Source organism: Pedobacter terrae (genome assembly GCF_900100705.1).
Classification (GTDB): domain Bacteria; phylum Bacteroidota; class Bacteroidia; order Sphingobacteriales; family Sphingobacteriaceae; genus Pedobacter; species Pedobacter terrae.
The window spans coordinates 297,874-311,528 of record NZ_FNCH01000002.1 but is presented as its reverse complement, the minus strand read 5'-3'; the positions used below and the strand labels follow the sequence as shown (position 1 = coordinate 311,528).

Genomic DNA, 13,655 nt, shown 5'->3' with positions numbered 1-13,655 from the left:
CAATTCGTATCTAAACTTCAGTTTTTAAATTATTAGGGGTTAGATTTGAGAAGTTTTCGCCCTCAAAATTTTCTCAAATCTGGTTAGCTTGTTATTTATTTGTCTTAATTAATCTGATGTCTCCACAACGATTTATTCTCTTCAAATCTGATGTCTCACATCTGGTATCTCAAATCTCTTTCACCTCAAACCCCGCTTTTTTCAAATCTTCCCAGTAATATGGATAAGATTTTTCTACTACCTGCATTTCTTCAATTTCAACTTCTTTGATCAACAATGCAAGTGGCGCAAACGCCATGGCCATACGGTGGTCTTCGTAGGTTGCAATGGTAATTTTATCCGGGAAATGAAGATTGTCGGTATTCAGCGTATAAATCAGGTTATTTTCAGTTAGCGTAACGCCTATCTTGGCCAATTCGTTCTGAAGGGCTGCAATACGGTCTGTTTCTTTAATTTTTAAGGTTTCTAAACCTGTAAAAGCCATGTTTTTACCTAAAGCTGCAGCAATAACGATAATTGTTTGTGCTAAATCCGGACAGGTTTTTAAGTCTAAAACTTGCTTTGTATCTAGAGAAAGGCCTAAGTTGCTAATCGCAATTCCATTATCAGTTTTGCTGGTGGCAATACCAAAAATCTTCATGATATTTTTAATCTGACTATCGCCCTGTAAACTTTTTTCCTTTAAGGCAGGTAGACTAATTTCTGCTTCATCAGCTAAAGCTGCAATGCTATACCAGTAAGACGCTGCACTCCAATCGGGTTCAACAACTAAGGTACCTGGTTTAAAAGCCTGTGGTTCGATGGAAATGGAATTCCCATTCCAATGATGCTCGATGCCAACTTCTGCAAGCATATCTAAGGTCATATCCACATATGGTTTTGAGGTAAGCTCGCCCTCAATTTCCAAAGTTAAACCTTGAGGCAGGATAGGGGCAATCATCAGCAAGGCCGAAATATATTGACTGCTGATATCGCCTTTTATTTTAACTTCGGCAGTTTTTTGATTTAACGGACCATTAATATTCAATGGCGGGAAACCTTCTGCTTCTGCATAAGAAATATCAGCGCCTATGGTTTTTAATGCTTCAGCCAGAATACCGATCGGGCGTTGTTTCATACGCTCGGTTCCGGTAAGTAAGAAATTCCCGTTCTTGGCGGAAAGATAAGCCGATAAGAATCGCATAGCGGTTCCTGCAGGGCCAACGTCAACCAGTTCGGAGTTTGCAGTTTTCAGTTTGGAGTCTGCTCCCAACTCACTATTATCAATTCCCAACTTGTTTAGGATGCCATTTAAGGTTACCGTATCAGCTGCATTCGATAAATTATCTACTTTAACCAACTTCTTGCTCAAAGCGCTAATAATCAGTGCCCTGTTGCATTCGCTTTTCGAGCCTGTTAATTGGATTTCCGTATTAATATTCTTGGTTCCATTAAAAGAAACTAAGGCATTTTTAGACATTTTTATTCTGTTTTATGCTTAGATGTATTGTCAGATGGTAACATCTGACAATACATCTATTTGTTTTTTAATATCATATTGAGTTGTCAAAACTATCATAAGTCCTTCAACAGGCTCAGGATGACAATATTGGTAGACTTGGCTTTGAGCCTTAGTCTTTCAGCTTTAACCTCAACTACGCTTTAACCTCGTTATGTTGTTCTGCAGCAATACCTTTTTCAGCTTTGCCCGCATTCATAATTTCAGTTTGCTTACGGATGGATTCACCGTGCATCAATTCTAAGAATTTCTCTGTAAAGTTTAAATCTAATTTTAAAGCTTTTGCAAAAGCATGCCCTTTTTTAATGATGGCATCCCAACGGTTAACCTGTAAGATCGTTACCTGGTTATCACGCTTAAATTCACCAATTTTCTCTACAATAGCCATACGCTCACCTAATTTCTGTAATAAGATATCATCAATTTTATCGATTGACTTACGTAGTTCAGCTAATTTGTCGGCAGATGCTTCGTTTGGTGCCTCTGGTTCACGTACAGTTAAACGCTCTACCAATTCTGCTAAAGCAGCTGGTGTAACTTGTTGTTTGGCATCTGTCCAGGCCACTGAAGGGTCTACGTGAGATTCGATCATTAAACCTTGCATATCTAAATCTAACGCTTTTTGAGCAACGTAAGGGATTAATTCACGGTTACCGCAAATATGGCTTGGATCGTTGATGATTGGAAGTTCAGGGCATAAAGTTTTTAACTGGATCGCCATTTCCCACATCGGCTCGTTACGGAAAGAACTTTTTTCGAATGATGAGAAACCGCGGTGGATAGCACCTATTTTAGTAATGCCCGCACCGTTGATCCGCTCAATTGCACCAATCCATAACTGTAAATCCGGATTAACCGGGTTTTTGATCAATACCGGAACATCATGGCCTTTTAAAGCATCAGCAATTTCCTGAACAGTGAATGGATTAACCGTAGAACGTGCACCGATCCATAGGATATCGACACCAGCTGCTAAAGCCTCTTCAACATGTTTTGCATTTGCAACCTCTACAGCTGTTGGTAAACCGGTTTCTGCTTTTGCGCGTTTTAACCATTCTAAACCAATACTTCCGATTCCTTCAAATTCTCCCGGACGGGTACGTGGTTTCCAGATACCTGCGCGCAATACCGATACTTTACCGGTAGCGGCTAATAAATGCGCTGTAGTTAATAATTGTTCTTCAGTTTCTGCACTGCAGGGACCAGAAATGATTAATGGTTCGTTGTTTACGTTTAACCAGGTGTTTAAAGGCTGAATGTTTAAATTAAGTTTCATGATGATGGGTTGTTAAAGTCCTTAGTCCGCAGTCGGAAGTCCAGAGTTATATTTTAATTATTTTATTATTATTAGTTTAAATGTTCTACTATTTGTCTTCGAGCTCCCGACTTATTTATACTTTATCGTTCTTTTGATATTCTCCTAATATGTTAAAGTTCGATGTATATTTTAATGCCTTTCTAATGGCCTTATCGTATTTTTCGGTACTTGGCCACTCTAAGTCTACGTAAAAGTAATATTCGTTTCTTTTACCTAAAACAGGCATAGATTGTATTTTTGTTAAGCTTACCTCTTGTTCTGCGAAAATATTTAACACGGTTGCCAATGAACCGGCCTTGTGGCCAACCTGAAAGCAAATGGAGGCTTTGTTTATTTTTTTGCCTTCGTCTGTTTTGTCTTTTTTAAGGATCAGGAAACGGGTATAGTTTTTCTTGTTCGATTCTACACGGCGTTCTAAAATGTTTAAGCCGTAAAGTTCTGCAGCTAAACTGTTTGCAATAGCCATGGTATCGGTTAATTGTTCTTCCTGGATCCGTTTTGCACAGGCTGCCGTATCGTTGCTTTCTACAATTTTAATGTGTGGATAATCATAAAAGAAATCGATACACTGACGGATGGCGATAGGATGTGAGGTGACTACTTTTATATCTTCAAACTTTACGCCGGGTAACGCCATTAAGTGCAATTGGATAGGTAAGTAAACCTCGCCCACAACTGAAAAACCAAAATCCCTGATCAGTGTATAGTTTGGCAATAAACTGCCGGCGATAGAGTTTTCGATAGCCATGACTACGAAATCAGCCTCGTTTTTTTCCAGCTTGTCGCAAGTCTCTTTAAAAGAATTACACTCAACAGTTTCAATGTCTTTACCAAAAAATTTGTACGCAGCTTCTTCGTGAAAAGATGCTTTAATACCCTGAATTGCTACTCGTTTTGTCGTTTCCATTTTTGCGTTAAAACAAAAAAGTCCCGGCTGTTTGCCGGGACTTTTTTATACATTTTAATATTGTTATATATCTTTTTGCATATTAGCCCCGGCTCTCACTAAAATAGTAAAAGTAACCAAAGTAATATGTGTTTGTGTTTTGCATTTCTTTTTTTGTTGAGCCAAATGTAATAACAAAATTTAATTTGTCAATATGAAATTGAAAATATTTTTAATAAAATTTAATTTTGTTAGAAATGGGCTGGTTTATGGATTGGTCTTTTGTAGCTTAAAATAGGGTAAAAGCAGATTTCTATTTGATAGAAGCTTTAGTAGTTTTATAAACTATCAATTATTTTCTGAATATCTTTTTTTGTAATGGTAGCTTCCTCTGATTTGTCATAGATATAAATCATATTGATCTCATCTTCATTTTGTAAATAGGTGATTACTCTATATCCACCACTTTTTCCTTTTCCCTTGCTTTTAACAGCCATTCTTATTTTGAAAATGTTGTTTCCTAAAGGTGTGCCTGTATAGGGGTTTTCTAGTAATATCGATTCTAATTGAGATAGATCGCTAATTAATGATAAGTGTTTCTTTTTTAATTGCTTAGCTTTTTTTATAAAAATGGGAGAATATAGTATTTTAATTTCAGCCATTATATATCATTTAGAGAGAGCGGGGCAATTTTACCCTCTTTAATATCTTTAGCTTCTTTTATTCCTTGTTTTATACCATTAAGCAAATTCTCTTTCTTCGAAGATTGGATTACTTTGCCGTTAATTCTTTTAATTACTTCTAAAAGAAATTCAGTGTCGTTATCTTTAACTTGTATGGTTAACGTTGTCATCGTATAAAAGTTTATATCAAAAATACAAATTATATCTTAAATAGGTAATGAGCGGTGTGTAAAAGGGGCTGTAAAATCTAAAATATATACGTTTAGAGGATTAATATTCCCGACCGCTCAGGAACCAAAATATTTTTAGCACACAAAAACTTCATCACTGTTAATCTGTGTACATCTTTGATTGAAAATTAAATAAGATATTAACAAAAAATGGTCTGTAGGACACAGACCATTAGCTTAAACAAATTAATATTTTTTATCCTGTAGAACTTAGTTCTCCCCGATCGTTAAGTCCTTTTACTTTTTGGTGTTGCAGTTCTTCGTATTTCATCTTTTCCTCCTCAAGTAATTCCTGCTGCATAATTTTAGCAATTTTAGTACTTCCGTCATGGCTCCATCCTGGTGGATTGAAAATGTATTTCACTTTATCCATAAAGGTCGGGGCCTTTTTTACGTCTGCTGTTAAAGCAATAAATTCATGGAAAATAATGTTTACCGGTCCGGTATCGGTAGGTTGGGTGGTTAATCCATATTTAACTTTATCCTCTGGTAATTCGGCCTGGAAGGTTCCAAACCATCTGTCCCAAAGAATTAATACCATGCCCATATTTTTATCAAGGTAGCGCACATTGCTGGCATGGTGTACCCGGTGATGAGATGGCGTTACAAAAATATACTCATACCATTTTGGGAATTTAATATTGTATTGGGTATGAACCAGGTTACCATAGATTTGGGTAACCAAATAGGCAAAAAGAATATCAACCGCTGTAAAGCCCATAAATGCCAGTGGAAGATAAAAGAAAACCCTGTACAAAGGCTCAAAAACAGTTGAACGGAAACCGGTGGTTAAGTTAAAGTGTTCAGAGGAGTGATGTGTGACATGCATGGCCCAGAAAAAGCGTACGTAATGCCCAACGGTGTGTAAAAACCAGTATAAAAAATCCTGCGCCAAAATAAGCACAATCCAATAGACCCAAACATTAGAAATCTGGAACAATCGAAACTGGTAGCAGTAAGCCAATAAGAAAAAAGTAAACGTTTTGGTACCTAAATTAATCACAACGGCTGCTGTCATCAGGTAGATGTTCGTCCAGGTATCGCGTTTGGTATATAATTTTCTGTCATGCTGGTAGCTAAAATACATTTCAACCAGGGTTAAAACGATGACGAAGCTAAATAGCCCGATAACAGAAATATCACTTCCGGTATATTTCATTTTATAAACTGTTATAATAATCTAAACTGCTTAAAATATCTGTTGTACTTACACGGCAGTTAAACGTGCATTTACCTATGCGTTCTAAAAGTGAGAAAAGGATGTTTCCATCTTCGTTCTTTTTGTCACTTTTCATCAATTCCAAGAGGGTGTTGTAGATTTCTTTTTTGATGTGATATTTAGGATATAACGATAAGATATATCTGCTGATATCTTCCAATTCTTCTGTACTGAGCGTACTGTTATTGATTGAAAGTGCTGCCTCACATACAAAACCAATGGCAATAGCTTCACCGTGTGTTAAGGGATTTTCGTCATTTGCCAAAGAATAACCTTCAATGGCATGACCAATGGTATGCCCGAAGTTTAAAATCTTACGCAGGTTTTTCTCGTGTGGATCGATGGTGACCACCTCATTTTTAATTTCAACTGAGCGGTAAATATCTGCCGCCGCTGGTGTTAAATAATCGCTTGCTTTTAATTTCTCGTAATAAGGTTTGTCGTAAATTAAACCATGTTTAATCATTTCGGCAAAACCCGATAAAAGTTCGCGTTCTGGCAGCGTTTTTAAAAACGCAGTTTCGATAAAAACCATTTGTGGCAGGGTAAATGTTCCAACCATGTTTTTTACATTGTCGATATCAATTCCCGTTTTACCGCCAACCGAAGCATCAACCTGCGAAAGGAGGGTAGTAGGGATATTAATAAAATCTATTCCGCGTTTATAAGTAGAAGCAATAAAACCACCCATATCGGTAATTACACCTCCGCCCAGGTTAATCATCAGGCTTTTACGGTCGGCTTCAAAATCCAATAAGGTTTTCCAGATTCCGATACAGAAATCGATGTTTTTGTTTTCTTCGCCTGCTGAAGTTTCGATCAGGTCGAATTCAGAAAAATCTAAAATTGATTGAAAAAGCGGTAAGCATATTTCACTCGTATGTTCATCAGCCAATACAAAAATTTTGCTGTATTTGTTGCTGGCTAAAAGTACTTTTAAAGCGGCTAAATTGCTTTCGAAATAAAGGGTATGGCCTGCGCTGCTAAGTGGTTCCATTAAATAATTTCTATTTTATTTTCGCCAAAAGTAATAATATCACCAACCCGAACCTTATAGCGCTTGCGGAATTCAACCTCGCCGTTGGTTTTTACTAAACCATCTTCAACAACGGTTTGGGCATCACCGCCACTGCCAACCAATCCGCTTGCTTTTAACAGTTGGATCAATGGAATAAATTCGCCCTCTAATTTGAATTGTATCATTTTATGCAAAAATACGATTATTTAGAGGTTTTTAGTTTTAACAACCAATGCTTTTTATAATTTTGCATCAATCTGACTTATTATATCGTAAAAAATGGATTTATCCACCAAGAAACAGCCTAATTTCGATAACACGGAAATTGCTTTCCGTCAAAAATCTAATCATGAGCTGAAAAAGGCATACTGGCTTTTTAAAATGATCGGAAATAATTTTCTGACCAAAGTTGGTCCGGCTATTACCAACTTCTTTTTAAATATCGGTTTGCCGATTCAGGGCGCTATCAAAGTAACCATCTTTCAGCAGTTTTGTGGCGGCGAAACCATTGCAGAATGTAATAAAGCCATTGAGCAATTAGCTAAAGGCGGGGTAGGTACCATTTTAGATTATTCTGTAGAGGGAGAAGAAGAAGAGCAGGTGTTTGACGAAACCTGTGCCGAAATTATCCGCACCATTGTACGTGCCGATGGCGATGCCAAAATTCCGATTACGGTTTTCAAAATAACGGGTATAGGCCGTTTTGCATTATTACAGAAGCTGGATGCCAAAGAAACTTTAACTGCAGCAGAACTGACAGAGTATGAAAAAGTGAAACTGCGTTGCGAAATGATCTGTAAAACAGCTTATGATAAAGCGGTGCCCATTATGATTGATGCTGAAGAAACCTGGATTCAGGATACCATTGATGAGTTGGCTTTGGATATGATGCGTAAATTTAACCGTGAGCGGATTATCGTCTATAATACTTACCAGATGTACCGCCATGATAAGCTGGCAGATATGAAAGCTGACCATTTAATTGCCAAAGCTGATGGCTTTATTCTAGGCGTAAAAATGGTACGTGGTGCTTACATGGAAAAAGAACGTAAACGTGCCGCGGAAATGGGCTATACTTCGCCTATTCAACCGGATAAAGCAGCTTCAGACCGTGATTACAACGAATCTTTACGCTATTGTGTTGATCATATTGAAGATATTGCCATTGTTGCCGGAACGCATAATGAAGATAGCAGCCGTTTATTGACTTACCTTTTGGATGAAAAAAATATCACGCACAATCATCCTCATGTATACTTTGCCCAGTTATTGGGTATGAGCGATAACTTAAGTTTTAATCTTGCCGATTCGAATTATAACGTGGCAAAATATGTTCCTTACGGACCGATTAAAGCCGTAATGCCTTATCTGTTCAGAAGAGCACAGGAAAATACTTCGGTGGCAGGGCAAACAGGCCGTGAGTTAGGTTTGATTGAAAGGGAATTGAAAAGAAGGAAGCTGTAGTTCAGTTTTCAGTTAGCAGTATTCAGTTTTCAGTTCACAGTTGGTGGTTTTCAGTTAACAGCGTCGTCATTTCGAGCGGAGTACAACGTAGTCGAGAAATCTATATCTAGCAGATCTCTCCATTTCGCTGCGCTTCAGTCGAGAAGACGATTTTTCGTTTTGTATCGTCATGCTGAATCTATTTCAGCATCTTTCATGTATTATGTTTTTCGTTGTTTTTTTGGAAATGAGTGTGCAGTAACCCTTCGGAACATGCAGCCTCGCTTTGCGCTGTATCCCCAATGAAGGATTGGGGGATGCCGCTTCATCCAATAATTATCGGATCGAGTTTAAATGGAAAGGTAGTTTTAAACTACTAAAAACTATTTTTTCACTGCAAAAGATTGTTTGCCGGATAAAAGATCGTAGAACAGGATAAAATCGCTAACTAAGCTATAACCCGGATACTGAAAAGTAGCCGGTTTGTTTTTCTCAAAAAAGAAGTGGCCAACCCATGCAAAGCCATAGCCCAGTACCGGTATAGTCAGAAAAAAATGCCAGTTGTGAAAAAGGAATCCGGTAAAGAAAGCCAGGCAAACCAAGCCCGTACCGATAAAATGTAAAACACGCGATGTGGTATTATGATGTTCTGATAAATAAAATGGGTAGAACTCTTTTAGCGACTTATACTTTTTTTCTGACATCTGCTAATTTACAAAATTCCGTTCGCTTTTAGGAAGGCACCCAACTGTGCCGGTTTTTCGGTCATTAACAATGCGTTTAATCCCACTTTTTTAGCGCCTTCAATATGTTGTGGACTATCATCGATAAATAGGGTTTCAGCAGGATTTAGGTTGTTTTCTTTTAACACCTGCTCAAAAATATTGGTGTTGGGTTTACGCAGTTTCATGTGTTGCGAGAAATAAGCTTTCTCAAAATAGGCATCGTAATCATTAATCTGGAAGGTCGCTTTCAGGTAATTGATAATCCAATCGTAGTGGATTTCGTTGTTGTTGCTCAACAAAAAAGTACGGTATTTTTCTTTTACTTCCAGTAGTAAATCATGGTTTTCCTGTATGGTTCCAATTAACAGGCTGTTCCATGCGTCATCAATCTGTTCGTCAGTTAATTCAGGTTTGCCTGCGGCATTTCTAATTCCTTCCCTAAATTCGGATGGTGAAATGGCACCGGTTTCAAAATCATCAAATAATTGGTTATGCGCTTTGTGCGCAAAGAAATTTTCGATATCAGTAATGCCCAGTTTTTGAAAAGAAGCCTGAGCAATTTTGAAATCGATATCAAATATTACGTTTCCGTAATCGAAAATTATATTTTTAATGTTTTGCATGGAATTCATCCGTATTTGCTGCAAAGATATCAATGATGGATATTAAATCATGTTTTTTTTAAATAAAATGAGGTTTTGCAAGCCGAGATGCGCTTCTTGATGTTATGTTGGCCTGTCCAAAACCTAGGTAAGATGCTTTAGAAGTCCTTCGATAAGCTATCATTGACAGAATCCACCAGTTCGGTCGTCATCCGATAGCTATCGGATCTCGCGCATGCGGGAATCTTAATGCACGTTTTAAGGTTCCCATCCGTATAGTCATCGGATCAAGTGGGAATGACGATTCTTGATGGATATTACCTAATAAATTTTATCTGTCAATCATATTGATTTTTATATTATAAATTATTGCTCAGGATTGATGACGTATTATTTATGATTAACTTAATTGACATTGAATTCCCGTGTAAGCCGGAATCCAATGTCAAAATCCTTTACTTAGGCTCTACAGTAATCGATTGGATTATGGTCCGCTTTTTCTTATCACCCGTTTTTAGCGTTTTAAATACGAAATAGATATCATGTTGTTTTCCATCCGAAATTATTTGGATGGGTACAGCTTTTCTAAAGGTAGACTTTCCAATCATGATCCCTTTACTATCGTCCAATCTGATTTCGATTTCTCCATCCGATTCAGGGTCAAGGTTCCGGAATGAATAGCTAAAACCTGAAATATCTGTTAAATCCACATTTTTGATGGCTATCCAACCGTTGTCTTTGGTGAGAATGAGTTTTTCGCCACCATAAATGTCTTTACGTTCAAAACCTTCAAAGTCTTTAATGTCATCAGCATCAATGATATTGCTTTTCAGGTTGATTACGTTTGTAGTGGTTAAAGGTTTTAATCCTGCAGCTCCTGCGTCGGTATAGGTTGCTTTTAACGTAAATACCGTTTTCTTTTTATCTGCAGCTGTTGCAGGAACAATTTTTCCTAAAGTCGGCAGTGAGGCTTTAACGGCCTCTTTGTTGCCCAAAGTCATAATCCATTCGGTAATTTTTTTCACTTCAGCTTCTTTCATTGCAGGGTGTGCAGGCATTGGTACTTCACCCCAAACGCCATGGCTACCACCAATTACTTTCGAGGCCAGGTAATCAACTGCTTTACTATCGTTCTTGTATTTTGCTGCAATTTTATCGAAAGCAGGGCCGATGGAAACTGCTGATTCTTTGTGGCAGGTGCTACAATCAGATTTCAGCATAAGCGCTTTGCCAACCAGCGTTTGTGCCGCCTGCTGATGCCCCAATTGTGCCCCAGCTAAATCGGTCCCTTCTGTATAAGTATTTGAGATGTAGATGCGGTTCGTATTTACTTTCGCACCTTTATCACTCACTAACACTTTATAATCAATTGTTTTATTAGGGAAATAAAAGCTCTTGTTACCGCTTAAGTTAATGGCTACAGTTGGGTGTTCGTTTCCTGCATAAACAGGTATCACCTGGCTTTTTGCCGAAGCTTTGCTATTATCTATCACGGTAACACTTACCGGATATTCTCCCTTTTTAGTAAAAGTATAAGTTAATGTTGGCGTATTGGTAGTTTTGGTAATTCCTTTCCCTAAATTCCATACATATTTTAACGGGCCACCATCTGGATCTTTAGCGATAACAGTTGCCATCATTTTATAAGGTAGTAAACCACTGGGTTTCGCAATACTAAGGCGTTCAATAGCCGGAGGACGATTGCCTTTCAGATAATCAATTCTGGTAATTGCAGCATCAGGGTTTTTGCTAAACCAGCCTTTGCCATATTCCAGGACATATATTTTTCCATCTGGTCCCAATTCCATATCAATAGGTGCGGCTAAAGAAACGTTAGCCATAAATGGCTCCATACTGACGTAATCTCCCTGGGCATTCATTGTTACCGCTTTAACCCATCCACGTACCCATTCATAAATAATCAGCTTTCCGTTATAATAAGTAGGGTAAGGTGAGTTCGCTGTGGCATAATATACCGGGCCAGCCATGGCGGTACGGCCGCCTGCACCCACTTGTGGAAACTCTTTTGATTCGCCATAAGGATACCAGATATAGGCTGGTTGTGCAGGTGGAAGTTTTTCTAAACCCGTATTGTTTGGTGAGTTATTTATCGGCGATTGAGGATCGAATGCATTCCCGTTTTCGCCATTGGTATAATCGTAGGCTTTGTAAGGGTAATTATTACCGATAAATAGGGGCCAGCCAAAATTACCTGCCTTACGGGCCTGGTTCATCTCATCGTAACCTCTCGGGCCCCTTAGCGGATCATCGTTAGTGGCATCGGGACCAACTTCGCCCCAGTATAAAAAGTTGGTTTTCTGATCGACCGAAATACGGTAAGGGTTTCTGTTACCCATTACATAAATTTCAGGTCTCGTTTTCGGATTGTCTTTAGGGAAAAGGTTGCCTTCCGGTATACTATAGGTACCATCTTCATTCACCTTAATCCTGAGTATTTTTCCCCTTAAATCGTTGGTGTTACCAGCTGATCTCCTGGAGTCGTATTGTTCAAATCCCTTCCTGTTATCTAACGGGGCATAACCTTTATTTACATATTGTTGTTTTGGTGCATCAAATGGGGTAGAATTATCACCTGTTGATACATAGAGCAGGTTATCTGATCCAAAAGCAATGGAACCGCCGGTATGGCAGCATATTTCGCGCTGAGAATAGAATTCGAGCACAATTTTTTCTGATTCTTTAACAATCTGATCGTTAACCAACTTAAATCTCGAAAGTCGGTTGACAGATTTGTCAAACGGACTATAAAAAAGATAAATGTATTTATTTACAGCAAATTTTGGGTCTGCGGCCATGCCCAATAAACCTTCTTCTGCATTTACATTCGGGGTATTGGTTTTGAAATAAACATCAAGTTTACCAGCTTCTTTAATTTTTTTTGTCTGGTTTTTATAAATCAACACTTCGCCCCTGCGCTGGGCAACCAAAATATCCAGATTTGGGAGTATGGTCATTTCGGTAGGCTCTGTAAATTCTCCCTGTGCAAGGGTAACTTTAACAAAGCGGTCCTGGTCTGGCGTATCTATTTTATGTTTTGGAAAGAAATCGAAAGCTTTGCTTTCATAAACTTTCTTGTTTAGTGTAGTTGCCGATATCAATATAAGTGCAATGGCAGATAGCAAGAGGGTAAAGGTCGTTTTCATTTATTTGGTTGAAGATTTTTAATAAATATAGGATATACTTTTATTGCCTGTAGTATTGTATCAAAATTTATGCGAAGCCAATTAGATTAAATATTAGTGAAATTTTGAAAATATACCTATTAGTGTTTCTATTTTAATTTTTAATTGTTTAGTATTCAGTTATTTGTTGTTTAAGTGTTCTTTTTAGTATCTGCAGAAGCAGGTTAATTAAATTTCAGGAATCGTACAACCAAAGGTTGTTTTTGAAATTATTTTATGTCAGTCTATTGTCATTGTGATTTTAATCTGTACATTACGTGATGAACGATAAAGTAAATTTGATTCTTGGAATAGTTTTCCTGTTAGGTGGTCTTAGTGTTTTTTTTGTGATTTTTAGTGGGAAAAAGAGTTAATCTATTCTAAAGAATATCTTTCTCCTTTTATAAGTCGTTAAATTCTGTGCCCAGGTAATTGGATTCATTTTCTGCAATGCAGTATCCTATAAAATACAGGATTACTGAATTTGCTATAGTGAACACTCACGGCCTTTGTTATGACATTGTCGGCGCTCGCTTGACATGTTTATTGCTAAATCCTCATCATTTATTGCCTGATCTATTAATCGGGTAAAGAAATCTATTTATTGGCTAAACCTTTTTTGCTTTTTGTATGTTTATGGATTAAATTCTAAATAAAAATGCAGGGAACAGTAAAATTTTATAATGAATCTAAGGGATTTGGTTTCATCATAACAGAAGATGGAGAAGAAATTTTTGTTCACGTTACTGGCTTAGCTGATAAAATAAGTCAGCATGATCGGGTAGAATTTGAGGTGTCGCAAGGGAAAAAAGGTGCTAATGCAGTTAATGTTAAAAAGATTCAGTAATTCG

13 protein-coding genes are annotated in these 13,655 nt (G+C 37.6%); 2 read left to right on the top strand and 11 right to left on the bottom strand.

The annotated features are described in order from the left end of the window. Window positions 1-169: 169 nt before the first annotated feature. From aroA to BLR60_RS04450, 8 genes are all read right to left on the bottom strand, one after another. The gene (aroA, locus tag BLR60_RS04485) at window positions 170-1,459 is read right to left on the bottom strand and encodes a 3-phosphoshikimate 1-carboxyvinyltransferase (RefSeq protein ID WP_090497233.1); all 1,290 of its coding nucleotides are present in this window, start codon (window positions 1,457-1,459) and stop codon (window positions 170-172) included. A 175-nt stretch (window positions 1,460-1,634) separates the two neighbouring features. Further along, window positions 1,635-2,774, bottom strand: a complete 1,140-nt coding sequence (locus BLR60_RS04480) for a chorismate mutase (RefSeq protein WP_090497231.1) — start codon at window positions 2,772-2,774, stop codon at window positions 1,635-1,637. Between the two features lie 115 nt (window positions 2,775-2,889). Next, on the bottom strand, window positions 2,890-3,723 hold the full coding sequence (locus BLR60_RS04475; protein WP_090497229.1) for a prephenate dehydratase: 834 nt from the start codon (window positions 3,721-3,723) through the stop codon (window positions 2,890-2,892). Between the two features lie 317 nt (window positions 3,724-4,040). Next, window positions 4,041-4,364: a type II toxin-antitoxin system RelE/ParE family toxin gene (locus tag BLR60_RS04470; RefSeq protein ID WP_090497227.1), complete on the bottom strand. Its 324-nt coding sequence runs from the start codon at window positions 4,362-4,364 to the stop codon at window positions 4,041-4,043. Beyond that, window positions 4,364-4,555: a hypothetical protein gene (locus BLR60_RS04465; protein ID WP_090497225.1), complete on the bottom strand. Its 192-nt coding sequence runs from the start codon at window positions 4,553-4,555 to the stop codon at window positions 4,364-4,366. Before BLR60_RS04465 ends, BLR60_RS04470 begins: the two co-directional genes overlap by 1 nt. A gap of 256 nt (window positions 4,556-4,811) precedes the next feature. Then, a complete protein-coding gene (locus BLR60_RS04460) occupies window positions 4,812-5,774 on the bottom strand; it encodes a sterol desaturase family protein (RefSeq protein ID WP_090497223.1) in 963 nt (320 codons plus the stop codon). A 1-nt stretch (window position 5,775) separates the two neighbouring features. Next, window positions 5,776-6,831, bottom strand: coding sequence for a 3-dehydroquinate synthase (gene aroB / locus BLR60_RS04455; RefSeq protein ID WP_090497221.1), 1,056 nt, complete (start codon window positions 6,829-6,831; stop codon window positions 5,776-5,778). Then, the gene (locus tag BLR60_RS04450) at window positions 6,831-7,037 is read right to left on the bottom strand and encodes an RNA-binding S4 domain-containing protein (protein WP_090497219.1); all 207 of its coding nucleotides are present in this window, start codon (window positions 7,035-7,037) and stop codon (window positions 6,831-6,833) included. Before BLR60_RS04450 ends, aroB begins: the two co-directional genes overlap by 1 nt. Window positions 7,038-7,131: 94 nt before the next feature. Between BLR60_RS04450 and BLR60_RS04445 the strand changes: the two genes are divergently transcribed. Then, the gene (locus BLR60_RS04445) at window positions 7,132-8,316 is read left to right on the top strand and encodes a proline dehydrogenase family protein (RefSeq protein WP_090497217.1); all 1,185 of its coding nucleotides are present in this window, start codon (window positions 7,132-7,134) and stop codon (window positions 8,314-8,316) included. Window positions 8,317-8,678: 362 nt separating this feature from the next. On the opposite strand, the gene BLR60_RS04440 is transcribed toward BLR60_RS04445, so the two are convergent. The 3 genes from BLR60_RS04440 to BLR60_RS04430 all read right to left on the bottom strand — a co-directional run bounded on the left by BLR60_RS04440 (window position 8,679) and on the right by BLR60_RS04430 (window position 12,786). Next, on the bottom strand, window positions 8,679-8,999 hold the full coding sequence (locus tag BLR60_RS04440) for an Mpo1-like protein (RefSeq protein WP_090497215.1): 321 nt from the start codon (window positions 8,997-8,999) through the stop codon (window positions 8,679-8,681). 8 nt (window positions 9,000-9,007) lie between these two features. Beyond that, window positions 9,008-9,643 (bottom strand): HAD family hydrolase, encoded by a 636-nt coding sequence (locus tag BLR60_RS04435; RefSeq protein WP_090497214.1) that lies wholly within the window; start codon window positions 9,641-9,643, stop codon window positions 9,008-9,010. Window positions 9,644-10,077: 434 nt separating this feature from the next. Further along, window positions 10,078-12,786 (bottom strand): PQQ-dependent sugar dehydrogenase, encoded by a 2,709-nt coding sequence (locus BLR60_RS04430; protein WP_090497212.1) that lies wholly within the window; start codon window positions 12,784-12,786, stop codon window positions 10,078-10,080. A 676-nt stretch (window positions 12,787-13,462) separates the two neighbouring features. On the opposite strand from BLR60_RS04430, the gene BLR60_RS04425 reads away from it, so the two are divergent. After that, window positions 13,463-13,651 (top strand): cold-shock protein, encoded by a 189-nt coding sequence (locus BLR60_RS04425; RefSeq protein ID WP_090497210.1) that lies wholly within the window; start codon window positions 13,463-13,465, stop codon window positions 13,649-13,651. The last annotated feature ends 4 nt before the right edge of the window (window positions 13,652-13,655 follow it).

Bases quoted from the DNA above. Each gene is read 5' to 3' on its own strand.
- BLR60_RS04445 (WP_090497217.1), top strand. From the start codon at position 7,132: ATGGATTTATCCACCAAGAAACAGCCTAATTTCGATAACACGGAAATT.
- BLR60_RS04475 (WP_090497229.1), bottom strand. From the start codon at position 3,723: ATGGAAACGACAAAACGAGTAGCAATTCAGGGTATTAAAGCATCTTTT.
- BLR60_RS04425 (WP_090497210.1), top strand. From the start codon at position 13,463: ATGCAGGGAACAGTAAAATTTTATAATGAATCTAAGGGATTTGGTTTC.
- aroA (WP_090497233.1), bottom strand. From the start codon at position 1,459: ATGTCTAAAAATGCCTTAGTTTCTTTTAATGGAACCAAGAATATTAAT.
- BLR60_RS04480 (WP_090497231.1), bottom strand. From the start codon at position 2,774: ATGAAACTTAATTTAAACATTCAGCCTTTAAACACCTGGTTAAACGTA.
- BLR60_RS04435 (WP_090497214.1), bottom strand. From the start codon at position 9,643: ATGCAAAACATTAAAAATATAATTTTCGATTACGGAAACGTAATATTT.
- BLR60_RS04460 (WP_090497223.1), bottom strand. From the start codon at position 5,774: ATGAAATATACCGGAAGTGATATTTCTGTTATCGGGCTATTTAGCTTC.
- BLR60_RS04430 (WP_090497212.1), bottom strand. From the start codon at position 12,786: ATGAAAACGACCTTTACCCTCTTGCTATCTGCCATTGCACTTATATTG.
- aroB (WP_090497221.1), bottom strand. From the start codon at position 6,831: ATGGAACCACTTAGCAGCGCAGGCCATACCCTTTATTTCGAAAGCAAT.
- BLR60_RS04450 (WP_090497219.1), bottom strand. From the start codon at position 7,037: ATGATACAATTCAAATTAGAGGGCGAATTTATTCCATTGATCCAACTG.
- BLR60_RS04470 (WP_090497227.1), bottom strand. From the start codon at position 4,364: ATGGCTGAAATTAAAATACTATATTCTCCCATTTTTATAAAAAAAGCT.
- BLR60_RS04440 (WP_090497215.1), bottom strand. From the start codon at position 8,999: ATGTCAGAAAAAAAGTATAAGTCGCTAAAAGAGTTCTACCCATTTTAT.
- BLR60_RS04465 (WP_090497225.1), bottom strand. From the start codon at position 4,555: ATGACAACGTTAACCATACAAGTTAAAGATAACGACACTGAATTTCTT.